The organism is Micromonospora sp. CA-259024 (assembly GCF_050936255.1).
Classification (GTDB): Bacteria; Actinomycetota; Actinomycetes; order Mycobacteriales; family Micromonosporaceae; genus Micromonospora.
Map to the genome: position 1 here is coordinate 1,578,557 of NZ_JBNJND010000001.1, position 23,454 is coordinate 1,602,010.

24 protein-coding genes are annotated in these 23,454 nt (G+C 71.6%); 14 read left to right on the forward strand and 10 right to left on the reverse strand.

Going from position 1 to position 23,454, the window contains the following annotated elements; all coding sequences use genetic code 11:
* Window positions 1–5: 5 nt before the first annotated feature.
* Window positions 6–773, reverse strand: a complete 768-nt coding sequence (locus ACQEUX_RS06495) for a TetR family transcriptional regulator (protein ID WP_433042669.1) — start codon at window positions 771–773, stop codon at window positions 6–8.
* Window positions 774–882: 109 nt separating this feature from the next.
* Between ACQEUX_RS06495 and ACQEUX_RS06500 the strand changes: the two genes are divergently transcribed.
* The 6 genes from ACQEUX_RS06500 (at window position 883) to ACQEUX_RS06525 (ending at window position 7,998) form a co-directional block, all read left to right on the forward strand.
* On the forward strand, window positions 883–1,827 hold the full coding sequence (locus ACQEUX_RS06500) for an ABC transporter ATP-binding protein (protein ID WP_433042672.1): 945 nt from the start codon (window positions 883–885) through the stop codon (window positions 1,825–1,827).
* A complete protein-coding gene (locus ACQEUX_RS06505) occupies window positions 1,824–3,449 on the forward strand; it encodes an ABC transporter permease (RefSeq protein ID WP_433042675.1) in 1,626 nt (541 codons plus the stop codon). Before ACQEUX_RS06500 ends, ACQEUX_RS06505 begins: the two co-directional genes overlap by 4 nt.
* An 83-nt stretch (window positions 3,450–3,532) precedes the next feature.
* Window positions 3,533–6,652, forward strand: coding sequence for an NACHT domain-containing protein (locus ACQEUX_RS06510; RefSeq protein ID WP_433042678.1), 3,120 nt, complete (start codon window positions 3,533–3,535; stop codon window positions 6,650–6,652).
* 76 nt (window positions 6,653–6,728) lie between these two features.
* Entirely contained in the window at window positions 6,729–7,130 is a 402-nt protein-coding gene (locus tag ACQEUX_RS06515; RefSeq protein WP_433042681.1) for a restriction endonuclease, read from the forward strand.
* 59 nt (window positions 7,131–7,189) lie between these two features.
* The gene (locus ACQEUX_RS06520) at window positions 7,190–7,741 is read left to right on the forward strand and encodes a hypothetical protein (RefSeq protein ID WP_433042684.1); all 552 of its coding nucleotides are present in this window, start codon (window positions 7,190–7,192) and stop codon (window positions 7,739–7,741) included.
* A 65-nt stretch (window positions 7,742–7,806) separates the two neighbouring features.
* Window positions 7,807–7,998 carry a hypothetical protein gene (locus tag ACQEUX_RS06525; RefSeq protein WP_433042686.1) on the forward strand — a complete coding sequence of 64 codons (192 nt, stop codon included), beginning with the start codon at window positions 7,807–7,809 and terminating at the stop codon, window positions 7,996–7,998.
* Between the two features lie 114 nt (window positions 7,999–8,112).
* Here ACQEUX_RS06525 and ACQEUX_RS06530 read toward each other — a convergent pair whose 3' ends face one another.
* Both ACQEUX_RS06530 and ACQEUX_RS06535 read right to left on the reverse strand, forming a co-directional pair.
* Window positions 8,113–8,613 (reverse strand): hypothetical protein, encoded by a 501-nt coding sequence (locus ACQEUX_RS06530; protein WP_433042689.1) that lies wholly within the window; start codon window positions 8,611–8,613, stop codon window positions 8,113–8,115.
* A gap of 36 nt (window positions 8,614–8,649) precedes the next feature.
* Window positions 8,650–9,252 carry a hypothetical protein gene (locus ACQEUX_RS06535; protein WP_433042692.1) on the reverse strand — a complete coding sequence of 201 codons (603 nt, stop codon included), beginning with the start codon at window positions 9,250–9,252 and terminating at the stop codon, window positions 8,650–8,652.
* A gap of 371 nt (window positions 9,253–9,623) precedes the next feature.
* On the opposite strand from ACQEUX_RS06535, the gene ACQEUX_RS06540 reads away from it, so the two are divergent.
* Window positions 9,624–10,583, forward strand: a complete 960-nt coding sequence (locus ACQEUX_RS06540; protein ID WP_433042695.1) for a DUF559 domain-containing protein — start codon at window positions 9,624–9,626, stop codon at window positions 10,581–10,583.
* Window positions 10,584–10,681: 98 nt separating this feature from the next.
* Here the strand turns inward: ACQEUX_RS06540 and ACQEUX_RS06545 are convergent, their stop codons facing one another.
* Window positions 10,682–11,455, reverse strand: coding sequence for a hypothetical protein (locus tag ACQEUX_RS06545; protein WP_433042698.1), 774 nt, complete (start codon window positions 11,453–11,455; stop codon window positions 10,682–10,684).
* Between the two features lie 205 nt (window positions 11,456–11,660).
* On the opposite strand from ACQEUX_RS06545, the gene mptB reads away from it, so the two are divergent.
* The 4 genes from mptB to ACQEUX_RS06565 all read left to right on the forward strand — a co-directional run bounded on the left by mptB (window position 11,661) and on the right by ACQEUX_RS06565 (window position 15,269).
* Window positions 11,661–13,094 (forward strand): polyprenol phosphomannose-dependent alpha 1,6 mannosyltransferase MptB, encoded by a 1,434-nt coding sequence (gene mptB / locus ACQEUX_RS06550; protein ID WP_433042701.1) that lies wholly within the window; start codon window positions 11,661–11,663, stop codon window positions 13,092–13,094.
* Window positions 13,091–14,314 carry a glycosyltransferase 87 family protein gene (locus ACQEUX_RS06555; protein ID WP_433042704.1) on the forward strand — a complete coding sequence of 408 codons (1,224 nt, stop codon included), beginning with the start codon at window positions 13,091–13,093 and terminating at the stop codon, window positions 14,312–14,314. Before mptB ends, ACQEUX_RS06555 begins: the two co-directional genes overlap by 4 nt.
* Before the next feature lie 41 nt (window positions 14,315–14,355).
* Complete coding sequence (locus ACQEUX_RS06560) at window positions 14,356–14,823, forward strand: ribonuclease domain-containing protein (RefSeq protein WP_433042707.1); 468 nt, start codon at window positions 14,356–14,358, stop codon at window positions 14,821–14,823.
* A gap of 80 nt (window positions 14,824–14,903) precedes the next feature.
* Window positions 14,904–15,269 carry a barstar family protein gene (locus ACQEUX_RS06565; RefSeq protein ID WP_433042710.1) on the forward strand — a complete coding sequence of 122 codons (366 nt, stop codon included), beginning with the start codon at window positions 14,904–14,906 and terminating at the stop codon, window positions 15,267–15,269.
* A gap of 184 nt (window positions 15,270–15,453) precedes the next feature.
* Here the strand turns inward: ACQEUX_RS06565 and ACQEUX_RS06570 are convergent, their stop codons facing one another.
* The 4 genes from ACQEUX_RS06570 to ACQEUX_RS06585 all read right to left on the reverse strand — a co-directional run bounded on the left by ACQEUX_RS06570 (window position 15,454) and on the right by ACQEUX_RS06585 (window position 19,699).
* Window positions 15,454–16,947, reverse strand: a complete 1,494-nt coding sequence (locus tag ACQEUX_RS06570) for an FAD-binding oxidoreductase (RefSeq protein WP_433042713.1) — start codon at window positions 16,945–16,947, stop codon at window positions 15,454–15,456.
* 149 nt (window positions 16,948–17,096) lie between these two features.
* Complete coding sequence (locus ACQEUX_RS06575; protein ID WP_433042716.1) at window positions 17,097–17,825, reverse strand: HD domain-containing protein; 729 nt, start codon at window positions 17,823–17,825, stop codon at window positions 17,097–17,099.
* 95 nt (window positions 17,826–17,920) lie between these two features.
* Window positions 17,921–18,469: a GNAT family N-acetyltransferase gene (locus tag ACQEUX_RS06580; protein WP_433042719.1), complete on the reverse strand. Its 549-nt coding sequence runs from the start codon at window positions 18,467–18,469 to the stop codon at window positions 17,921–17,923.
* A gap of 9 nt (window positions 18,470–18,478) precedes the next feature.
* A complete protein-coding gene (locus ACQEUX_RS06585; RefSeq protein WP_433042722.1) occupies window positions 18,479–19,699 on the reverse strand; it encodes a helix-turn-helix domain-containing protein in 1,221 nt (406 codons plus the stop codon).
* 141 nt (window positions 19,700–19,840) lie between these two features.
* On the opposite strand from ACQEUX_RS06585, the gene ACQEUX_RS06590 reads away from it, so the two are divergent.
* From ACQEUX_RS06590 to ACQEUX_RS06600, 3 genes are all read left to right on the forward strand, one after another.
* Window positions 19,841–20,176: a hypothetical protein gene (locus tag ACQEUX_RS06590; RefSeq protein WP_433042725.1), complete on the forward strand. Its 336-nt coding sequence runs from the start codon at window positions 19,841–19,843 to the stop codon at window positions 20,174–20,176.
* A gap of 475 nt (window positions 20,177–20,651) precedes the next feature.
* Window positions 20,652–20,840: a hypothetical protein gene (locus ACQEUX_RS06595; RefSeq protein ID WP_433042728.1), complete on the forward strand. Its 189-nt coding sequence runs from the start codon at window positions 20,652–20,654 to the stop codon at window positions 20,838–20,840.
* A gap of 19 nt (window positions 20,841–20,859) precedes the next feature.
* Complete coding sequence (locus tag ACQEUX_RS06600) at window positions 20,860–21,639, forward strand: phosphotransferase (protein WP_433042731.1); 780 nt, start codon at window positions 20,860–20,862, stop codon at window positions 21,637–21,639.
* A gap of 51 nt (window positions 21,640–21,690) precedes the next feature.
* On the opposite strand, the gene ACQEUX_RS06605 is transcribed toward ACQEUX_RS06600, so the two are convergent.
* A complete protein-coding gene (locus ACQEUX_RS06605) occupies window positions 21,691–22,308 on the reverse strand; it encodes a hypothetical protein (protein WP_433042734.1) in 618 nt (205 codons plus the stop codon).
* On the reverse strand, window positions 22,269–23,441 hold the full coding sequence (locus ACQEUX_RS06610) for a Gfo/Idh/MocA family protein (RefSeq protein ID WP_433049632.1): 1,173 nt from the start codon (window positions 23,439–23,441) through the stop codon (window positions 22,269–22,271). The genes ACQEUX_RS06605 and ACQEUX_RS06610 overlap by 40 nt, the downstream gene beginning before the upstream one ends.
* Between the last annotated feature and the right edge of the window lie 13 nt (window positions 23,442–23,454).

Consider the following 23,454-nt stretch of genomic DNA (forward strand, 5'->3'; position numbering starts at 1 on the left):
TCTCATTATTGCCCCTCCAGGTGGCGGTAGACGGTCGCCCGCGAGACGCCCAGCGTGGCGGCGATGGCCTCCACCGAGTGGGTGCCCGCCGCGTGCATCCGCCGGGCCACCTCGACCTGCTCCCGGCCCAGCGCCCGCGGCCGTCCCGGCCGTCGCCGGCCGACCGGGGTCCCGTGCGGCGGACTCCCAGGCCCCAGGCCCGCGCCCGCCGCAGCCGCGGCGTCCGAGGCCGGCGCGGCCAGCAGGCGACGTACGCCGTCGAGCATGTCGGCGCGCAGCACCTCGTCGGACACGTCGGCGAAGAAGACGACCGGATCGCTGCAGGCGGCGACCGCCTGTACCGCCCGGACCCGTTCCCGACTGCCGGCATCGGGACCCGCGATGAGGTCGTTGGCCCGCATCGCGATTTCCACCAGGCGGTGGTACGTGTCCCCGCGACCGATCAGCGCGATGTCGTGGAAGAGCATGCCGAGCGGTCGGCGATGGGCGAGCATGGTGTCCACCCAGCCCTCCAGCACGGTCCACCGGGCCAGCTCGGTCGGCTGCGTCTGAGCCGAGTCGAGTAGCGCCTCCAGGTCGGCCACGAACGGCTCGACCAGGGCGGCGAGCAGGTTCTCCTTGGCCGGGAAGTGGTACAGGATCGCGGCCTTGGTGAGCCGCAGCCGCTCGCCTATCTGGCGCAGCGAGGTGCGCTGGTAGCCGTGTTCGGCGAAGAGGTCGAGCGCGGCGCGCAGGATCCGGGTGCGGGTGTCGTCCGCGGGATCGGCGGTCATGCCGGCCAGCCTAGCGACGTCCTGACCGGTGGCCACCATCACCGTTGAAGTCACTGACCGGCGGTCAGTACAGTGGGGACGATCGACGCAGCCAACGGCAGGAGGGGCGATGCCCGTCATCTCGATCAGCAACCTGGTCAAGACGTTCGGCGCCATCCGGGCACTCGACGGGCTGGATCTGCGGGTCGAGCAGGGAGAGGTGCACGGTTTCCTCGGGCCCAACGGGTCCGGGAAGTCCACCACCATCCGCATCCTGCTCGGGCTGCTCCGCCGCGACTCGGGCGACGCCCAGGTGCTCGGCGCAGACCCGTGGCGCGACGCGGTCCGCCTGCACCGCCGGCTGGCGTACGTGCCGGGCGACGTCAACCTCTGGCCCAACCTCACCGGCGGCGAAGCCATCGACCTGCTCGGCCAGCTGCGCGGCGGGCTCGACCGGCGTCGCCGCGACGAGCTGCTGCAACGCTTCGACCTGGACCCGACCCGCCGATGCCGCACGTACTCCAAGGGCAACCGGCAGAAGGTCGCCATCGTCGCCGCCTTCTCCTCGGCCGTGGAGCTGTATGTGCTCGACGAGCCGACCTCCGGCCTCGACCCCCTGATGGAGGCGGTGTTCCAGAACGAGGTCCGGCGGGTCAAGCAGGCCGGCGCCACCGTGCTGCTCTCCAGCCACGTGCTCGCCGAGGTGGAGGCGCTCTGTGACCGGGTCAGCATCATCCGCGAGGGCCGTACCGTCGAGTCCGGCACCCTCGCCGAGCTGCGCCACCTCACCCGCACGGCGGTGACCGTCGAGACGGCCCGCCCGGCCACCGGCCTGGACGCGCTGCCCGGTGTGCACGACGTGCACGAGGTCGACGGGCGTACCCACCTGGAGGTCGACCCGGCCCACCTCGACGAGCTGCTCGGTCACCTCATCCGCTTCGGCGTCCGCGCGTTGACCAGCACCCCACCCACCCTGGAGCAGCTCTTCCTGCGCCACTACGGCGACGAACCCGCCGCCGGTGCTGCGCCGCCCGGTGCCCCTGATGTCGCGGCCCCGCAGGCCGGTGCCCGGTGAGCGCCCTCACCGGCACGGCTCGGCTGGCCCGGCTCGTGCTGCGCCGCGACCGGATCCGCCTCGCGATCTGGATCCTCGGCACGCCCCTGCTCGTCTACGCCCTCGCCGGCAGTGTCACCGGCATCTACCCGGACCAGGCCACCCGCCTCGGCTACGCCACCACCTCGGCGTCCAGCCTGGTCGCCCGCGCCTTCAACGGCCCCATCCACGGCGCCGACCTCGGGGCCGTGGTGGTCGCCGAGACGTACGTGACGCTGGCCCTGATCGTCGCGCTGCTGAGCACGTTCGCGGTGACCCGGCACACCCGGCAGAACGAGGAGACGGGCCGGGCGGAACTGCTCGGCTCGTCCGTGGTCGGCCGGTACGCGCCACTCACCGCCGCGCTGTTCGTCGTCGTCACGGCGAACCTGCTGGCCGCTGTGCTGCTCGCGTTCGCGCTGGCCGGCGCCGGCCTCCCGCTCGCCGGCTCCATCGCGGCCGCCGCCGCGATCGGTGGCGTCGGCGTCGCCTTCACGGCGATCGCGGCGGTCACCGCACAGCTCTCCGTGACCTCCCGGGGTGCCAACGCGCTCGCCGCCGCCACCGTCGGGCTCTCCTTCGTGCTGCGTGCCGCCGGTGACGTGTTCGGCGAACAGAGCGCCGACGGCACCCGGGTGCAGAGCGCCTGGCCGTCGTGGATCTCCCCGCTGGGCTGGGGCAACCAGGTGCGGGCCTTCGGCGGCGAACGCTGGTGGGTGCTCGCCCTGCCCGTGGCACTGCTGCTCGCCGGGGTGGCACTGGCGTACGCCCTCGCCGAGCGCCGCGACCAGGGCGCCGGGCTGATCGCCCCGCGACGTGGGCCGGCGACCGGTGCGCCACGGCTGCTCAGCCCCGCCGGGCTGGCCTGGCGGATGCAGCGCGGCACGCTGCTCGGCTGGGCGGTCGGCGTGGCCGTGCTCGGGCTCTCCCTGGGCGTCGCCGCCGACGAGTTCAACGCCATGATCGACCAGAATCCGGCCGCCGCCGAGGCGATCAACGCGATGGGTGGCGGAGCCAACCTGATCGACGCGTACCTGGCCGCGATGCTCGGGCTCTTCGCCCTGACCATCGGGGCGTACGTGGTGCAGGCCCTGCTGCGGATACGCGGCGACGAAGCCGACGGCGTACTGGAGGCGGCCCTCGCCACGGCGGTCAGCCGCACCCGCTGGCTCGGCACGCAGGTGCTCGCCGCTGCGCTCGGTGTGCTCGCCCTGCTGCTACTCGCCGGCGTGACCACCGGGCTCGGCTACGGCCTGGTCACCGGAGACCCGCTCGGTCAGGCCGTCGAGTTGGGGGGTGCCGCGCTGCTGCGACTACCCGCGCTGCTCGTGGTGGCCGGGGTGGTGACCGCACTCTTCGGGCTGCTGCCCCGCTGGTCGGTCGTGCTGTCCTGGACGGCGCTGCTCATCTTCCTGCTCCTCGGGCAGCTCGGCGCGGTGCTGGAGCTGCCGCAGGCCGTGCTCAACGTCTCGCCGTACACCCATGTGCCGTCCGTGCCCGCAGCCGACCCGGCGGCGCTGCCGCTCGTCGTGCTGACCACGGTGGCCGCGCTGCTCCTCGTGGCGGGCGCGGCGGCCTTCCGGCACCGCGACGTTCCGAGCTGAGGGAGCCGTCACCATCCTCGCGTCCCGACGGGACTGACGCGAGCGGGGTGTCCTGGCGGGCCCGGGTCGACCACAATCGTGCGGTGCGGCGTCGGGGGTGGAAGTGGGGATCGCTGGCCGTCGTTGCGGTGCTGGCGGCGGGCGGCACGGCGTGGGTGTGGCTGCGCTACGACTTTGAGAAGGTCAACTGGACCTGGGGCGTCGTCGCCGGGGTCATCGCCGTCTACGTCCTGCTGGATCAGGTCTTCCGCACCGAGGCGAACGGCCTCGCCGAGGCTGCCGCTCATCGGCGCGCCGCCGCCGACGAACTGGTGGAACTGATCCGCCGCGATCCGACCGACGAGGCACTGCTGCGCACCGTCGACGAGCCGTACCCGCTGCCAGTGCGGTGGCGCTCCGCTCCCGACCGGTTCCTCCCCTCGTGGCGGGCGATCGGCCGATCCAGCGACGCCGTTCCGCTGGATCTCGCCGGCGGCAACGGGACACCGTGGAGCTGCTACCGGGGCGTACCCTCCGGGCGGCTGCTGTTGCTGGGCCCGGCCGGCTCCGGCAAGTCGATCATCGCGTTGCGGATGGCCCGGGAGCTGCCCCTGCACCGCGAGCCGGACGCACCCGTACCGGCCCTGGTACCGGCAGACTCCTGGGATCCCGACCGGGAGACCTTCCACGACTGGCTGGTCGACCGGATTGCGCGACGCTACCCGCAGCTCGCGGCCGGCCACCCACGCCGCGACGCCGTGCTGCGCGACCTCGTCGAGACCGACCTGCTCGTGCCCGTCCTCGACGGGCTGGACGAGGTGCCCGAGGATCGGCTGATCGCCTGCCTCGACGAGCTCAATGCGCTGCCGACCCAACGTTTCGTCCTCACCTGCCGGACCTCGGTCTACGAGCGCTATCTGACGCAGGGGGAGAAGCTCCGGGGCGCCGCCGTGGTGATGCTCGAACCACCGTCGCCCACCGAAGTGGCCGACTACCTGGTCGACGCAGCCCCGCTGCATCAGCTCGACAACTGGTCCGCCGTTGCCGACGCACTCGATGCCACCCCGCAGCTGACCGCCGCACTCTCCACACCGCTGATGGTGTCGATGGCCCGCAGCGCCTTCGACCAGCCAGGCACCGATCCCCGGGATCTCGTGCCGCTGGCCCGGGAGCGGGGCCGGCGCTCCGTCGAGGACGACCTGCTGACCAGGGCCGTGGACGCCGCGCTGCGGTCCCGCCGCGGGATCCAGGGCCTACGGCGCTGGGAACCCGAGAATGCCCGGCGCTACCTGGCCTTTGTCGCCGCGCATCTGGAGTCGCTTGACGTCCGGGAGTTCCGCTGGTGGCAGCTCGCGACCGCGCAGCCTGGCCCGTTCTGGGCGCTCGCCGCCGGTGTGCGGACCGCGGCGGCGCTGTGGCTGACGCTGACGCTCAGCGGGGATGCCCTCACGGCGACGACGGAGCTGGTGACCCACCCACCGACCCGGCATCTCCTCGACGTTCTGGTCCGCGAGACGGACGCCATGACGGTTACGGCCTTTCTGCTGGCCGCCGTTGTGGCGCTGGTCCGCGGCTCGGGTCGGGCCGGTGGGGAGCGACCCCGCCGGGTGGCGTTCGTCGGCGGGCTCCGGGCGCTTCGCACCGGGCTGCTCAGCGGGTTGATCGGCGGGGCGTTCTGGGCTCTGGTCACGTTCACTGTCCTGTCGACTGTCACCCCGACCCCGCAACTGGTTGCGCTGTTGAACCGTGTGCCGGCGCTGCCGCTGTGGCCCGACCCGATCCGGGCCGCCGTCGTGGTCGGTCTGTTGACGTGGGCGTATCGGGCGGCGTACGCCGGACTCCGGGTGGACGTCGCCGCGCCCGCCGCCGAACTCGGGGCGACGAGCGTGGTCGAGACCGTCGAAGCGGACCGCGCCGCCAGCGTCGCTTCCGCGCTGGCCAGCGCCGCCACCGGCGTGCTCCGGCTGCTCGTCGGTGTCGCGGCGCTGCGCCTCACCGGGGTCTTGTCCGCCGTACCGCCGCTGCCGGCGCTGGTCTACGCCGGGGTGGGGCTCGGGTTGGGCTGGTGGCTGCACCGGCGTGGAGGCGGGGCGTGGATGCGCTTCGCCCTCACCCGTGCTGCCCTCGCCGTCCGTGGCCGTACGCCACACCGGCTGCTCGCCTTCTTGGCGTACGCCGAGACCGTCGGCCTGTTGCGCGACGGTGCCGGCGCCTACCGGTTTCGGCACAGCCGTCTGCAGAGCCGACTCGCCGGAGGATCGGTGAGCGCGCGGCGCGGCAGCCGGCTGCGCGAGGAGTTCGGCGTCGAACTCGCCCGGGCCGGCTACTGGCCTGAGGCACTCGGCGTCTTCGCCGACGTCACGCAGGCGCGGGCCGCGAGCATCGGGCACGCCGACGATCTGACCGTGGCGGCGCTGCGTCGGGCGCTGCTGGCCGGTGCGGCCGCGGGGGAGTGGACCCGGCTGGCGAGCCTACTGGCGCTCATCCCGCCCCCCGCCGAGCCGGCGCCGTTGGCAGAGCAGCGGCAGCGGGTCGCCCGGCTGATCGCGGACGGTGCTCCGGTCACACAGGTACTCGTCGCCGTCGAGGCCCTGAGCCGTGGGGCAACCGGCGTCGACCCGGCCGGACACCGTCCGCAGGACGGCACGGCGGGGCCCGGTTCCCGGGGCGGCCGGGCCGCACCCGGCGTGGAGGAGCTCCTGGCCGTCCTGCAACACGTCAGTGGCGACACCGACGCGGCGCGCGCCCGGTTGGACCGGCTGCTCACGGCCGCGAGGCAGGACGTCGGGGAACCCGCACCCATCGGCGCCGGCCTGCTCGCCAGATTGCTCACCGACGACAGCGAGCCGGTCATGGGCCTGGTCGTCTGCCATCAGGAACTGCTCCTTGCCGATCAACCGCCCGACCGGGTCGACCTGCTGCTGCTCGCGGAGACCTGGCGCTGGTCGGTCGAGGTGATGCGGCGCAACACCGACGAACGGGCCGAGCTTCGCCGCCGCATCCGGGCTGGGCTGGCCGGGCGGGGGGACCACCCGCGGCGGATCGAGCTGGGACGACGCGAACTGGCCGAGGTGGGACTCCAGCTATGCCACGCACTGATCGAGCATCAGACGTTGGGCCCGCTCGCGGTGGCGGCATCCCGGCGGCTGGTCGCCGTCCTCGCCGAGCCGGCAATCGTGGCACGGACCGTCAGCCGCGGTGCTCCCATGTGGCACGGCGGCTGACGCCACTTGCCGTAAGCAGCACTGGCGGCGTGCCCGCGAGCGGGCCGACCAGGCCCAGCGGGACCGGCTGATCGCAGTGACCGATGCGATGAGCGGACCGGAGTTCGAGCAGTGGTTCGCGCGGATCCTCGTCGCGTCCGGGTTTCGAGACGTGACGGTGTGCGGCGGCTCCGATGATCGAGGAGCGGATGTCTTGGCGATCGCCCCCGATGGCCGACGCGTCGTGGTGCGGCGCAAGCGGCAGAGCATCAGCAACCGGGTGGGCAGTGCCGCGATCCAGCGGTTCGCCGGCACCTGCCGGGACATCCACGGTGGCGAGATCTGCATGCTCGTGACGAACAGCTTCTTCACCGCGGGTGACGGCATCCAGGTGGCCCGGAAACTCAACATCACGCTCGTCGACCGGAACGCACTGGAAATGTGGGCCTGGACGGGGAGACCAGCGCCGGGGTCCATCGCGGGAGGCGGAACGCCCTGATGCAGAACGCCGGGGGCAGGGGCTGGCGGGGCTTGCCCCGTGCTGGCAGCCTCAGCCGCGTGAGCACGCTTCTGACGCAGCTTCCGGCGCTCCTCGGCGTACTGGTCGGCACGCTGGGCACGATCCTGGCCACCTCACTGGCCGACCGCGCCCGGTGGCGGCGCAGCCAGAGCGTCCGTTGGGACGAGCGACGACTCGACGCGTACGTGGAATACGCGCACGCCCTCAAGGAGAGTCACGCGGTGGCGCTGCGGATGACGGCAGACCTCCGGCCGGGGTCGTACAGCCACCCGATCGACCGCGATGAGGGCCTCGTCCGGCTGGCCGATTCGGACGCCCGGCGCACCATCGTCTGGGAGAACCTGTTGCTGCTCGGCGACGAGCCAACGGTCGTGGCCGCCGCGAACTGGCGCGACGCGATCTGGCAGGTAGAACGGCTCGCTCGGGGGATCGTCGAGGCGACGCCGGACATCGCCGAGATGCTGACCCGGGTCAACGAGGCCCGCGACGGCTACTACCGGGCGGCCCGGCGGAGCCTCGGTGTCCGAGGTGGGTCGGTGGAGCAGTCCGCGGCGCTGCGGCAGGCGCTGCTCGACCGATCCGCCGCCTGACCCGCGCAGCCCCAAGGGGACCTCATCGCGCTCACATTGCCGGTCGCGGTCAGTCTGGTCGAACGGTGGCAGATGCCGTCAATCGGATCTGCCTGCCCGATGTCACCGACAAGGCGCTTGCCGGCCTCACGTTCAGTGCCGCCCTGCCGGACCCACCAGCCGTTGCCACCCTGGCCTCCCGGCTGGCGGACGTTGCCGCCGCCCAGGCAGTTCTCGCCGAGCCCATGCGGATGACCTACCTATCGGCTCCGAGGTGACATGAGACGGGCAGGAGGGAGGTGTGCGTCTCGGCCCTGTTCGCCAGACACCACCCTCCTGACCGTGCACGCCGGCAGTGATGCTGTTGACGATCGTTTGACCAGCCGTGACACCTACATCATGGAGCGGATGAGCAGATGGTTGGCGTCAGCGGGGTTCCAGGTGTAGGGGCGGCCCACCACTCCGGCCGCGGCCAGCCGCTCGCGGCTCTGACGGGCGATGACGGGAAGGTTCTCGACGACCACCTGCATCACCCCCGGCACGTCGTACAGGACGGTGGCGAGCGCTCGGTGCTGCACCAGGACCGACCAGCCCGCCTCCGCGTCGTGCAGGAAATGCGGGAAGATCGGATTGTCGCGAGTGATCTTGTTGCAGACATCGAGGACGGGAAGGGGTTCCCGAGGAAGGTCCTGGAGGACGCCCGAGGTCAGGTTCAAGACGGACTCGCTGCCGCCGCCAGAGACCGAGATGACGACGTAGTCCGCCGGCCCATAAGGGACCGCGACGCCGACTCCCATGACAAAGGGGTCGAGCTCGACGTACTCCAGGCCGATCTTGGTGAGGGCATTCTTGGTCTGCTCGAGTTGCTGGCGGGCCAACTGCAGGTGATCCATCAGGGTCCCTTCGGCGGTGATTGTCGCCTGGCGGCATCATGGACGGTCGAGGAGCCGTTGTGCCGCCGCTCTGACCTCGGGAGCGATCGCGTCTCCCGCATCGAGAACGTCAATTGCGCACTTCATCTGCACCGCACGGATCGCTACCGACCCGGTCGCATTGCTGACCACCGCCTGGTTGGGAAAGGGCCCGGGCAGGGCCAGCACCGCAAGGGAATAGACCTCCCTGGTGACATCCGTCGGAGGGGCGGCCAGCATCATGTCGCTCGTATCAGCCATGCGGATTTTGTGGCGTAGTTGGGTGTCCCAGATATTGACGAAGAGGGCGACGGCGGCGATGAGCGCGACGTCTCCTGCCGCCCGAGCCTCGCGACAGACGGCGGCGAGCCAGTGCCATGGTCGGTCGATGCCGGTGTCGCCGGTCTCGTAGCCGTTCTGTAAGGCGGTCTTAAGGTCTCGTGGACCACCGCCGGCGCGCGAGACCTCCAGAGCCGTGATACGCATCTTCGCGTCGATGCCGACGACCGAGAGAAAATCCTGGACGACCCGACGGGCGACGTCCAGGTCATCCTGAGTAGCGGTGGGAGGCGGCGGCGGTAGTTTCCGGCGCTGCTTCTCCTTCTTGCTGAACAGGCCCATGCATTCCTCCCAGGCTGGTGAAGATCGAGCGAAGTCCGCAGGCGGTGGCCATTACATCGAGACGTTCACATTTGCTCATTCTCGTTGCTCGGCGGGCGACGCCTATCCCCGGAACGGGCGAGGTGAGCCAACCTATGGGCAGCCGCAGATTGGAATTCATGGCCGGATCGCATGTTCTGCTGTCAATGACAAGAATCGGACAGCACTGTTACTTGTCGCCTGGTGGACAGAGTGAATGAGTGGGCTCTTCTCCTGACCGGCGCCTACCACAATCGGAAGGGGCGCGGGTCGCCACCCACAGGTGCTCTCGCTGTCCACAGCAGCCCTCGCGCGGGCAGTGCTCGACGGTAGGTCGGGTCAGGGTGGGCCCTGTGGACCCGAGGCTGCGCGACCTGCTCGTCCGCGGTGATGGGCTGGTCACCCGACGGGACGTGATGCGGGTGGCGCCGTGGTGGACGGTCCAGACCGCACGGCGGGCTGATCGGTTGGTACGGCTGCTGCCCGGGGTCTACGGCGACGCCGCGCTGATCCGTGACACCGACGCCGACCTGCCGCCGCTGGCCCGAGTCGAGCCGGAGGTGGCCCGACGCGCCGCGCTGGCGTACGCCGACGGGCGTGCCGCGCTGAGTCGCCTGACCGCTCTCGACGTGTGGGGCCTCCGCCGCCAGCCACCGGGGGAGCCGGTGTATCTCGACCTGCCCCGAGGGTCAGGCCTGCGTGATCGGCCGCATCTCCTGGTACGCCGGCGTTCCGGCTTCGCCATTGCGCCACCGCAGGTGGTGACACGGGGCGGGTTGCCCGTTACCCGGCTCGATCGAGCCCTGGTGGACTGTTGGCCGCTGCTGCCGATGGTCGACCGACCGGGCTTGCTCATCCGCGCGGTCAACGACCGGCTGACCACCCCGCAGCGACTCGTCACCGCTCTGGCCGAGGTGCCGAGGATGTCCGACCGTGCGGCACTGCGTGCTCTGCTGGACCGGCTGGCCGCTGGTTGCCGCAGCCCGTTGGAGATCTGGGGCCACGACCACGTCTTCACCGGCCCGGGTATGCCGACGTTCACTCGGCAGGCACGGGTGCGGGTCGGTGCTCGCACCATCTACCTCGACATGTTCGCAGAGGCCGAGCGGGTCGACATCGAGTTGGACGGCGCCACCAGCCACGGCGACCCGACCGAACGCGAGATCGACCTGCACCGCCACGCCCTGCTGGCCACCGTCGGCATCCTCGTCGTCCGTTTCACCCACCGACGTCTCCTCGCCAAACCCGCCCAGGTCCGCCAGGAGACCCTCGCGATCCTCGCCACCCGTCCCCGATATCCCATGATCAAGTGATGAAAAGTAGGTACCAGAGGCCACCCAGACCTACTTTTCATCACTTGATCATGGACGAGAGGCGGCGAAGGGGCGGGAGGGGGCGGGAGGGGCGGGGATTAGTCGGGGGTTGGCTGTGCGGGGCGGGTTTGTTGGGGTGGGATCGGGGGTGTGGTCTGCGGGTCTGCGGGGGGTTCGTTGTGGCGGCGGAGAAGTTCGCTGATCCAGCGGGCGGCTTTTCTCTGGGCGGTGAGCATGTGCTGGCGGGCGTCGGCGACGTCCTGGTCTTCGGGATGGGCGCTCAGGATCGTCGCCCACTGGCGGCTCAACTCCTCGGCGTACCGGGCTTTGCGAAGCTGCTCGTCGAACTGGTACTCAAGCTTCACCAGCCGATCGACGTGCGGCTGGAGCGCCGGCATGATCCGCTCGTCGAGTCGGACGGCGGCGTCGGGGCGGCAGGTGACGACGATGTCCCCCCGCTGGTAGTGCCACACGGGGTCGTCGGCGAGCGCCCGCTGCAACGCCACCTCCAGGTCCCCGGCTCGGTGCGGGGGTAGGTCCCGGGCGGCGTCGGCGGCGAGCCGGGTCAGCCGTTGGATCGCGTTGGGCTGGTAGTACTGCACGTACCAGCTCAGCACCTCGGCCCGCAGGCTCGACGGTGACGACCAGGCGAAGGTGGCGCGGACGTAGAACGAGTACACGTACCCCCGGGCGGGGACCGCGATCAGCCGGGGCGCGTCGCGCTGTTCGATGAGCGGGTCGGACGGCGACGGTGCGGCGCCGGACCCGACGGGCGCCTCGTCCTGGAGCGCGGCGACCAGTCGATCCCAGCTCCGCGCCCACCACCGCCAACCGCGGACACTCGCGTCGCGGGCGATGGTCAGGCCGCGCATGCCCCGATGCCGCCACCGGTCCGCAGGCCTCGGCCTCCCGTCGGGGGCGTCCGTCATGGGCACCCCTCCACGGTCACGGATCCGCGTTTCACGCTAACAACCAGTGACCGATATGCCCGTCGCCACGCCGGTCCGACACCGCGCCGTCGCTTGGTGATCGTCGGCGCGTCGTGTCCCGGTCAGCCGGGGACGACATCCTGCCCGGGTGCGCACACTGCCGACCGTCGTCGCGTACCGGCTGCTCGGGGGCGTCGGTGCCGCCCTGCTGGCCACCGCAGGCCTGGCCGCCGGTGCGCTGCCGGTCGGGGCGCACGCCGCCTGGTGGAGCGCGCTGCGGCAGCTCGCGGGGCCGGCACTGCTCTGCGGGTACGCCGGTCTGACCCTGCTCGTCGTCGCCTGGTGGTGGGCGGGCCGGCACCTGCGCGCACCCTCGGCGGGCCGGCACCCGCACGCACCCGAGGAGGTCGTCGACCGACGCTCCGCCGCGCTCACCCTGGCCTGCTGGGCGGGGCCGTTGCTGGTGGCGCCGCCGCTGTTCAGCCGGGACGCGTACAGCTACCTGGCGCAGGGTGCGATGGTCCTCGCCGACATCGACGTGTACCGGCACGGGGTGGCCCAGTTGGGTGGTGCGTTGGCCGTCGAGGTGCCGCAGATGTGGCAGCAGACGCCCGCGCCGTACGGGCCGGTGTTCCTCGCGGTGGCGGCCGTGGTCAGTGGCGTGACCGGCGGCAAGCTGGTGCTGGGCGTGCTCGGTCTGCGGCTGGTGGCGCTGGCCGGGGTGGCGCTGCTGGTGGCGTACCTGCCGAGGCTGGCCCGGCACTGCGGCGTCGAGCCGGCCGCCGCGCTCTGGCTGGGCGTGCTCAACCCTCTCGTACCGCTGCACCTCATCGCCGGCGCGCACAACGAGGCGGTGATGCTGGGGCTGCTGGTCGCCGGGCTCAGCCTCGCCTTCGAGCACCGCTACGGCGCGGCCACCGTGCTGGTGACCCTCGCTGCGCTGGTCAAGGTGCCGGCGGTGGTCGGGCTGCTGGTGGTCGTCTCACTCGCCGCGCGGCACCGAGGGCTGCCGGCCTCGGTGGCCCGCACCGCCGGGGTCGCGGTGGGCACCGCCGCCGTGGTCACCTGGGCCACCGGCATCGGGTACGGGTGGATCGGCGCGCTCGGCACCCCGATGTACCGACACAGTTGGTCGATCTCCAGCGCGCTCGGTCGGGTGGCGCTGCGCGCGGCCGGGCGTTCCGGTCTGCACCTGGGCGACGCCCCGATGCGGCTCTGCCTGGGGCTGGGCGTGGCCGCCGCGTTGGCGGTCGCGATCGCCGCGTGGTGGCACCGGCGGCGGCTCGGTCCGGCGTACGCGCTGGGGTTGGTGCTGGTGGCGGTGGCGCTGCTCGGCCCGGCGACCCGGCCCTGGTACGCGCTCTGGGGTCTGGTGCTGATCGCGGCGGCGGCGCCGCACGGACGGGCCCGGCCGGCGGCGGCGCTGGGTGCGGTCGTGCTCGCGTTCGTGGCGCTGCCCAGCGGCTTCGGACCGGACGCGGCGCAGGCGGTGCTCGCCGCCGCCGGGGTGCTGGTGGGGCTGCTCGCGGTCGGCTCGCTGCGCCTGCTGTTGCCGCCCGTCCCCGTCGAGGTGGCCCGGTGAACGCGACCCGGCGGCGGGTGGTGACGGTGGTCGGGCTGGCCACCGTACTCGCGGTGGTGATCGCGCTGCTGCCCGGACACCGGGGGTGGTTCGACGTCGGGGTCTACCACGGAGCGGTCGGGCACTGGGTACGCGGCGGCGACCTGTACGAGTGGACCACCGGGAACGGATACGGCTTCACCTATCCGCCGTTCGCCGCGGTCAGCATGCTGCCGATGGCCGCCCTGGCCTGGTACCCGACGATCGTGGCGAACCTGCTGCTCACCGCACTCGCCGTCGCGTTCCTGCTGCACCTGCTCGTGGACCCGTTGGCGCGGCGCCACGGGTGGAGCCGCTGGTACGCGCTCGCGCTGGCCTGCTGTCTGCTGGCCGGGCTCAACCCGGTGCGGGACACGGTCAGCTTCGGGCAGGTCAACCTGCTGCTGGTGGCGCTGGTCTACCTGGACCTGTGGTTGCTGGAGCGGGGGAGCCGGTGGGCCGGCGTCGGGTCCGGGCTCGCGGCGGCGGTCAAGCTCACCCCGGCGATCTTCATCGGGTATCTGCTGGTCACCGGGCGCTGGCGGGCCGCGGCCACGGCGATCGGCACCGCCGTCGGCGCCACGGTGGTCGCGGCGGCGCTCGCGCCGGAGGCGACCCGTACGTTCTTCACCGAGGCGCTGTGGGACACCGACCGGGTCGGCCAGCTGGCGTACGTGTCGAACCAGTCGCTGCTCGGCCTCGTCGCCCGGCTCGACCCGGTCCACCCGGACCGGCGGTGGTGGCTGATGCTGGTCGTCGCCGTGCTGGCCGTGTGGGCGGTGCGGGCACGCCGGGCCGTGCGGGCGGGCGACGAACGGGCCGGTTTCGCGCTGACCGGCGTCGCCGCGTGCCTGGTCAGCCCGGTCACCTGGGTGCACCACCTGGTGTGGCTGGTGCCGGGGCTGGTGGTGCTCGCCGCGTCGACGCTGCCGTGGCCGCCGGTCGACACGCCGGCCCGCCGTCGGGCGCGTGCCGGCGTCGCCGGGTACGTCGTGCTGTGCAGCGGGCTGGTCTGGGTCTTCGCCAACGGGTCGGCCGGGCCGCTGGGGTTCGTCGGCGCCAACGCGTACGTCTGGGTCGCCGTCGGGATGCTCGTGTTGCTCCCGGTCGGGCGTGCCGAGGCAGATGATCATCCGAGGTTCACCGAGCATTGTGAAGCAGTTGGGGCGCCGAGGGGTGTTGCCGCCAGCCGGCAGCGGTGAGACTGGGTCCGGTCCGACAATCACGCGGATCAATGGATCGGATGGTCTGGAGGCAGTCTGTGTCCACCCTCGTGTCCCCGCTGGCCACGCTCGGCGCGATCCGCCGGCGCACCGCCACCCTCGCTCTGCTCCTCGCCATGGTCGGTGCCGCACTGGTCGGCCCGACCGTGCTTTCCCCCCGGTTGACCGACTCCGCCTCGGCGGCGGTCTACAGCTCCTGCACCATGAGCCGCTGCGCGGACGCTCGTACCGCCCGCTCGGGGTGGTCCGCCAAGGGCTTCCCGACCAGCCGCGGCTGGTATTCCTGGAGCGGTGGACTGTCCAACTTCGCCGGCGGCCGGTTCTACAACTACGAGGGTCAACTGCCGACCAACGCGACCTACTACGAGTACGACGTCTACCCGCGCACCCAGGGCGCCGCCCGGGACGCGTACCGGATCGTGGTGAACCGCAGCACCGGGGTGACCTGGTTCTCGCCCAACCACTACACCGACTTCTACCGGCTCTGACCGACCCGGGGCCGGTCGGCCGCGGCCGACCGGCTCCGCCGGCGCCATTGCCATTGCCCGACCCGATCAGGAGGCACGTGATGGTCGACCAGGATGGTGGTCCGACGCCCGACTGGCTGACCGTGTGCCGGGACGGCGCCGCAGAGCTGCCCGGCGCGTCGGTGCTGCCCGGCGCGGCGACCCGGACCCGCCCCGCGCTCTTCGCCGCGCTGGCCGACACGCTGGCGCTGCCGGCCCACCTGGGAAGCACCTGGGACGCCCTCGCCGACGTGCTGCGCGACCGGTTGGACGCCGGCCCACTCACCCTGCTGATCGACGACGCCGGCCAGTTGCTCGCCGACGAGCCGCCCGGCGAGCACGCCCTGTTCCGCACGGTGCTCGGAGACCTCGCCACCGCGGCCCCGCATCCTCTGCGCGTCGTCCTGCGGGAAGCCCCGCCCTCCTGAGCGTTGCCCGGACCCGGGTGGCGGCGCCGCTCGTGTGGCCGAACGTGCCTTCCGGAACGTAACAGCGCCGGGGCGTACATGTCCTGACGAGCGTGATGACTCTGAGGTATGAAAATGCCTCTGCGGTATCGCGCTCGTCGGCAGGCGGTGCGGGTGGGGTGCCCCGCACCGCCTGCCATCCAGGTCAGTGTGTCGCGGGCGGGATGCTCTGCTCGTACTGGAAGACGTTGTGCGGGTCGTACTTTGCCTTGATCTTGCGCAGTCGTGGGAAGTTGCGTTCCCAGTAGGCGGTCTCCCACTCCGCCATGCCGATGTTCGGCACGTTGACGTAGGCCCCGTCCACGTAGGGCCGCAGCGCCTGGCTGAACTCGGCAATCCACGTCTGGGCGATCGGGGTGACGGCGTCGCCGCTGTCGGGCTCGCCGCGGGTGCCCCAGCCGGCGCCCGGCTCGGAGTAGAAGAGCGCGTCGCGGTGCGGGAACGCCGCGCCGCCGAAGGGCTCCTGTCGTTGGGCTCCCGTGCCGAAGGCCTGGGTGAAGAAGTTGCTGTCCGGCGACGGGGAGTTCTCCATGAACTCGCGGATGGCACTGATCGCCTTCGCCGGGAACAGTTCCCTGGTGAACTGCGAGAAGAACTTCCACTTCGCCGGCTCGTCCTCGGTCGGGATCTGGAAGCCGGCGTACGTCTCGCTCCAGCCCCCGATCTGCACGGTGACCTCCGGGTTGCCGACCGAGAGGATCGGCGCCAGCAGCCTCCGCACCTCGGCCTCTGATCCCTCCGCGAGTACCGCGAACATCAGGATCTCGGTCGGGTGGACCTCGAGTTGGCTGCCGAGGCGAGGGTCGCTGAACGGTGCCGTGCGCTGCCAGTTCTCGAAGACGCCGTGCAGGTCGTCGAGGCCCTGCCAGGTCGCCTGGAGGTAGGCGACGCTCTTCAACGGAGCCACCTTGTACGTCAGGGACGTGACGATTCCGAAGTTGCCGTTACCGGCTCCGCGCAGCGCCCAGAGCAGGTCCGGGTGGTTCCACGGGTCCACCTGGAGCACCTTCGCGCCGTTGGTGCCCGACGCCACGACGATCTCCGCCCCGATCAGGTTGTCGCAGGCCATGCCGAGGTAGCGGGTGAGGAACCCGAAGCCGCCGCCGAGGGTCGCCCCGGACAGGCCGACGCTTCCCTCCGTCCCGGTCGTCGCCGCGAAGTCGTACTCCCCGAGCGCGGTGATCGCCTCCGACTGGTTGAGCCCCGCGCCGACCTTCGCCGTGCGAGTGGCGGTGTCGACGTGGACGTCCTTCAGCTCGCTGACGTCGATCACGATGCCGTTGTCGACGTTCGACCAGCCCTCGAGGCTGTGGCGACCGCTGCGCACCCGCAGCGCGACGTCGTTCTGCCGCGCCCAGGTGAGGGCGTTGACCACGTCCTGAGTCTCCTGGGCGAAGACGATGACCAGCGGATAGCGCACGAACAGCTCGTCCCAGCCGATGCTCGCTTCCGCGTAGTCGGGGCTCTGGGGGCGGACGATGCGGCCGGTCAACTTCGCGGGCGGGTATGTCGCGTCGGCCGGGCCGGGGCCGTCCGCCGCGAACGCCGAGCTGCCGCCGACCATCATGCCCGGCAGAGCGACCGCCCCGGCGCCGACCGCGGTCGCCTTGAGCAGATCGCGACGAGAAAGGTCGCGCATGGCCAAATCCTCTCGATCGGGTCACACCAGGCATTTCGGCCAAGAGGTCTCTTGGCTCGCATCTGGCGCAAACCAACCGTAATGCCCGGGGATGTCCCCGAGATCTGAGAACTTGTCGCGGAACCCGGTCGGGTGATGCGAGCGGCTCTTCAGTTCGGGTGGGCGGGCTGGTCCAGGATGGCGCTGAACCGCTCCTCGGCCAGGTCGAGCTGACCGAAGATGTGCCGCTTCACGGCCAGCGACAGCGGGGTGTCCGGCCGGCCGATCAGGTCGCGGAAGAGCGGCACCAGCGGCCGGTACTTCCGGGCCGACGAGACGACCTTCGGCCCGACCGTGTGGATCACCCCCACGCCGTTGTCGGTGAAGTCCGAAACCTTGATCACCCGGGCCCAGGGCTCCCGGTCCAGGCTCACCGCCAGGTGCTCGCGGTACTGCGCGTTGCGGTCCCGCTCGGGGTCGTACGCCGGGTTGGTGACGGCGGCGACCAGGGTGGCCACCCGCGGCCCGAACCGCGCGGCGAGCGCGGTCAGCGCGGCCTCGGTCGGATCGGCACCCGGGCCCCCGTCGGCCAGCTCGACCGGGTGGTCCTCGACCGCGTCGTGCAGCAGGCCGGCGACGATCACGTCCACGTCCCGCACCTGGTAGTGGTGCATCAACCGGATCGCCACCCGCAGCAGGTGGTTGAGGTACGGCTCGCGGACGCGCCGGTCGTCGCGGTGCAGTTCGGCGGCGAGGTCGAGCGCGGCGGTCAACCGCGCTCGGGCGGCGTCGTCGAACTGCTGGACCTCCAGCCGGAAGCGCTCCAGCAGGCCTGGTTCGCCATGGATCTCGGTGATCGCGTGCATCGGCATACTGCCCAGGTGCGGAGGGAAGTCCATGCGTCACTTATAGCGGATCTTCACCACATCGATGAGCCCCTACGTCGCAGACCCGACCCGGCCGAGACCGGGCCGACGCCGCCGGCGTCGGGGCGTCAGACGCCCTGGACCGCTTCGTCAAGCAGGTCGAGGACGAGCAGGTCCATGACGGGGCCGCCCTCCCACGGCATCCGTGACGTGCCGGCCTGCCACCACCCGTTGCGCGCGTACACCTTCCGGGCGTGCGATCGGGGGTCGGAAGCGAGGGTGGCGTACCGCGCCGGCTGCCTGGCCAGCAGTCGGCGCATCAGCTCCGCGCCGATGCCCTTCCCGCGCCGGCCCGGGTGGACGATCCATTCCATGACCGCAAACTTCGACGCCTCCCGCACCTCGGCGGGCGGCTCCCCGTCCGCCCGCGACCACCAATCGAAGGGGAGCATCGTCCAGCCGTACGCGCCGCCAACCAGAGAAGAGTCCTCGGTGGCGGTGACGAGCCTGAAGCCGAGCCGGCCAGCCTCGCCAGGCAGGCTGTCCCGGAAGCGGGCCACCTGGGCGGGCCCTTCCTCGTACGGCGGCTCCGAGTAGACATGCTCGTACAGCTCGACCAGCGGCCTGAAGAAGCGGGCGGCGTCGTCGCCGTGGCTAGTGGTGTAGATCAGGGCCATGCCCGGATGCTAAACGCGCGTCCGCTCCAGCAGTTCCCCGTACACCGGCCGACGCCGTTCACCGTCAGGGACGGCGGCAGCCACCTGGCGGGCCACCGCCCTCAACAGCTCGTTGTGCTGGCTGGCGGGGAGAGCGTCGATCAGGTCGGCGGCCATTCGCAGCCCATCGGGGATGTGGCCACCCCGGATCAGCGCCGCCGCCTGGTGCAGTTGCACCTGCGTGCGTAGCCGCTGCTGCGAAGGCGGATACAGTGCCAGCGCACGCTCTTGCGCCGCCGCGGCGTCGGCGAGCCGGCCGGCGTGGGTGTACACCCACGACTGGGTGTGCGCCAGTCGATGCTCCGGCCATCCCCACAACGACTCGACGTCGGCCACCACGTCTGCGGGTAGCGCCTCCACCTGGTCGGACAGGTGCCGCACCACGGCCACCGCGTCGTCGTGGCGGCCAGCCAGGGACAGCGCCTGCGCCCGCCCGGCCAGCAGACCGCACACGGCCGCCGACGGAACTGCCCCGTTGAGCAGCGGTAGTACCTGATCGGACAGTGCGACAACCTGCGCGGCCGGGCGCCCGTCGCAGCAGCCGTTGGTGATGTCCCAAGCCCGGGTGAGCACGCGCGTGTCCGCGTCCCCGGATTCGTCGGCGACTCGCTGTGCGGTGGCCCACCATCGGCGGGCGACGCCGACCTGCCCGGCCGCCACCAACCCGAGCGCGATGATCACGGAGAGGCGGCCAGCGGCGCGCAACAGCACCGGCCGGCGTTGCCCATCGTCGGCGGCGATCTGGTGCTGCAAGACGGTCAGGTCCCGGCCGAGCTGGGCCATCAGACGATCGTGCGACTGAAGGTAGTACCCGCGCCCGTAGTCGTCGACGATCTCGGTCCACTCGTCGAAGTCGAGGTCGACAGCAGCGCCGAGCCCTTGCCGCAGCGCCTCCCACCCGACCAACCGGTCCACGGCGGGAACCGCCGCGAGCGCGCCCATCGCCTGGAGGAGCGCGCGTCTGTGCATGTCCTGGTCGCCAACCTCACCGCTCGCGTACGCCGTGTTCAGTGCACCGCCGGCAGACAACATGCGGTCGTAGGCGGCCACCACCTTGGCGTTGGCCGAACGGTCCCCGCGCTCAATCTGCCCTAGATAGCCGAAGTCGTATGCCGTCAGCTCGGCGAACTTTCGCAGCGACCAGCCGGCGGCTTTGCGGTGCTGCCTGAGTATGTCCCCGAACCCGTCCATATCGCCCCCAGCGTGTGGGCTGCCGTGTGGGCCCACTGCTCACGGCTCCCGCAACGCCCAGCGTAGCGGGCACGCTACCCATGTCGGTCAATCTTCTGGCTGGCTGGCCACCGAGTTGCAAACCCGAAGGCAGGACGCGATATGAAGCTGAGCACTCAGGCCCAGCCGCCGCTCGCCGGTCCGAAGATCAACCACCCCCGGTCACACGGCGAGCAGCCCTCGCACACTCCGCTGCGCCCGATGTGGTTCTGCCGGGCAGACGGGCAGCAGTGGCCCTGCGCTGAGGCCAGGCTACTGCTGAGGGCCGAGTTCGCGGACAACATGCCCGGCCTGTCGATCTATCTGGCAGGCATGTTCTACGAGGCGACCAAGGACCTGTACCGCTTGAATCCGCACGACGGTCAGACCCCCATCGAGCTGTTCCAACGCTTCGTTGCGTGGGGCCCGCTCCGGAAGCCAATCGCCGAGGACCGGTGATGGTGGGCCGCGGCTGGCCGACCGTGATGGGCCCGCCGTCTCGCCCTTGCCGCGAGTCATTCGCACCTCATGATCGCTTCACCGCAGGACGAACACGGACGCGGAGGCCGGTCGCCTCCGCACACAGTGCGGGCCAGCGCGCCCTTGCCCCGCACCAGGCCAAAGGAGCAGTTGTGTCCATTACCGCAGACAGAACGATCACGATTGCCGCAGACCCCCGCGCCCTGGTTTCGACCGAGGTGTTCGACAAGATTGCCCACTACTTCGCCGCGAGGCAGGAGGTCACCCAGCCCTACGCCGAGCGTGCGACCGAGCAGTTCCTCGTCTTCCTCAAGGCGTACGCCGACCGCTTGGACAAGCCCGTCCGCGGGTTGCTGCTCCCGTCCGGCGAGTCCTACCGGGTCGTCCCGACCCGTCCGGTCGACGCCGTATGGCACGCCGCCTCCAGGTCAGCGAGCCCTACGCTGAGGCCTGTATGCAGATCGTGGGCCACTACGTGCACCACCGGCCGATCCTGACCGAGGCCATGCAGAACGGCACTGCCATGACGTACACGCTCGCGGCGTTGCAGGACACCGGGTACCGGATCGACATGGAATTCTGGAGCGACGAGGCCGAGTCATGCTGTCCGCCGAACCCGCCTCAGCCCGGTATTGGCACCTAGCAAGTGGAGGAGTGAACCGGTGCGCAGTGACTGGACCGCCCTGCCCGCGACCGTCACGACAGCAATCGCCGAACGGGTTGGCGGAGCGTTCGAGGCGACGCCGGCGTCGAGCGGCGACCACGCCGAGATCGCCTCGACCGTCGTCGGACCCGACGCGACGGTCTTCGTCAAGGCGGCCTCTGCATCTGCCGGCTTGAGCTACCAGTCACTGCGCTATGAGCTGGCGGCATCCCGAGCTATTGACGGGTGGGGGCCTGCGGTCCTGTGGCAGATAGAGTCCGACGGCTGGTTGGTGGTGGGGACCGAGCATCTTGACGGTCCCCACCCCGACCTGTTCCCTGGCAGTCCGGCTCTCGACATGCTCGCCGCGACCCTGAAGGAACTTCAGGAAACTCCCGCGCCGGACGGCACATGGTACGACCCGGTGACCCGGTGCGGGTTCGGCCTTCCGGCGATGGGCGGGGAAATGCTCGTCCACTCGGACCTCAACCCCACCAACCTGATCGTCACGCAGCGGGGTTTGCGGATCGTCGACTGGGCGTACGCCACCAAGGCCGCGGCGTGGGTCGAGCTTGCGTTGCTCGTCCAGTGGCTGATCGGCAGCGGTCACACTCCCGAGCAGGCCGAAGAATGGGTGGCGCAGTTCCCGTCATGGGGTGCAACTGACCGCGAGGTCTTGGACGATTTCGCGTCTCGGACTGCCTCGAAGTGGTCGGGCAGGTCTCGGCGCAACGGCGAGGGATGGGTGCACGACCTTGTGGTCTGGAACGCCGAGTGGGCGGCGCACCGGAACGTGTAGCGGGGCCTGCGCGGCTATGGCCGGCCCCATCGGGGCCCGCCGCGACGGCGGTCAGATCGGCAGCCGGTCGGCGCCGGCGAGCGGGTCCACCAGCAGGGGGACCAGCGGGGCCGGCAGGATCGGGTCGCGGCGCAGGGTGGGCGTCCAGCCCGCGTCGGCCCCGAGGTCGGGGTCGTGGGTCGCGTTGTACGCCGCCAGCAGGTCGACCGGCCGCGCCGGGCGGCCAGCCTGGCGCACCCAGGAGCCCCGCTCGGTCAGGGCGGTGCCGCCCCAGTCGTAGAGCAGGTCGGCCGGGTCGACCGTCGCGTCCAGGGTGAAGAAGTTGTTCTGCGCGTAGATCGCCGACTGGACACCGACGCCGAGCGCGTACTGGAAGTCGTCCCCACCGAGCCGGTAGTGGTTGTTGTAGACGTCGACCTGACCGAAGCGCACCCGGGGCAGCCGTTGCAGGACGCCGTCGAGAAGATTGTGGTGCAGGGTCACCCTCAGCCGGCCGACGTCCGGGCCGACGGTGTTGGATGAGCCGATCAGCATCAGCTTGTCCCGCCCGGTGAACCGGTTCCAGGGATCTGTCCGATGAGGCCCGTACGAGTCCGGGCGGTGTTTGCAGGTCGGTTTGCCGTCGCCCCCTATCCCGCCAGCTCGGCGCGGTACGCGGCGGCTGCCCACGGCACCGCCAGTTCGCTCGGGAGCGCTCCCCGCTCCGCCGCCCGCCGCAGCACGTCGACCACGCCCCGCAGGTGGCGGACCCGTTCCCCGCCGTCGCCGACCGCGGTCACCAGGTCGCCGTCGAGCAGTCGGGGTTCCGGCGCGGCCCGCAACGCGTCCAGCAGCGCGGTGAACGGCGCGGTACGGGCCAGCGGTGCGATCAACGGCACCCCCGTCGGGTCGGCCCGGTGCGCGAGCAGGTTCTCCAGCAGCCCCTGCCGTCCCGGGACGCGGCGGGTCACCACGTCCCCGGGCAGGCGCAGCCGGTCCGTCGGGTACTCCAGCAGCGCCTGACCCGCCGTACCGGTCACCACCACCTCACCCGCCACGAACTCCTCGGCGGCCAGGGTGACCGCCGCCAGCACGGGCGGGCCCGCGCGGAACAGGACCCGCAGCACCGCGGTGTCCTCCACCTCGATCGGGCGGACCCGGTAGCGCTCCACCTCGATCGCGACCGGCCAGGGTGTCGCCCCGGCGAGCGCCTCGGCGATCGCCAGGCACTGCATCACCGCGTGTGCGAGCGGGTTGGCCAGCGCGCCATCGAGCACCGGCCGGCCGTTCAGGCTCCGTCGACCGGCCCAGGGGGAGCGGGCGTAGTAGGCGTCCGGCCGTTGCCACGCGGCGACGGTGGAGATGCCGGTGACCGTGCCCAGCCGGCCGGCGGCCAGCGCGTCGGTCAGCGCGGTCAGGGCCGCCGAGCCGAGCGCCTGGAAGCCCACCTGGGCCACCCGGCCGGCGGCGGTCAGCGCCCAGGTCAGCTCCTCGTGCTCGGCCAGCGACAGCACCGGCGGCTTCTCCAGCAGCAGGTCCGCACCGGTGGCGAGTGCGTCGCGGGCGATCCCCAGGTGGGTGTGCGGCGGAGTGCAGATCACCACGACCTCCGGCCGGGTGGCGGCGAGCATCGCCCGGTGGTCGGTGAACACCTCCACCCCGGGCGGCACCGGCGCCGCCGGGTCGTCCTCCACCGGTCGGACGTCGACCAGGGCGACCAGCCGCAGGCGACCGGCGGCGTGCAGTGGCGCGATCACCCGCCGGTGCCACCGGCCGTGCCCGTTCGCCCCGATCACCGCCACCCGGGGCGGCGGCGCGTCCATCACGCACCGTCCA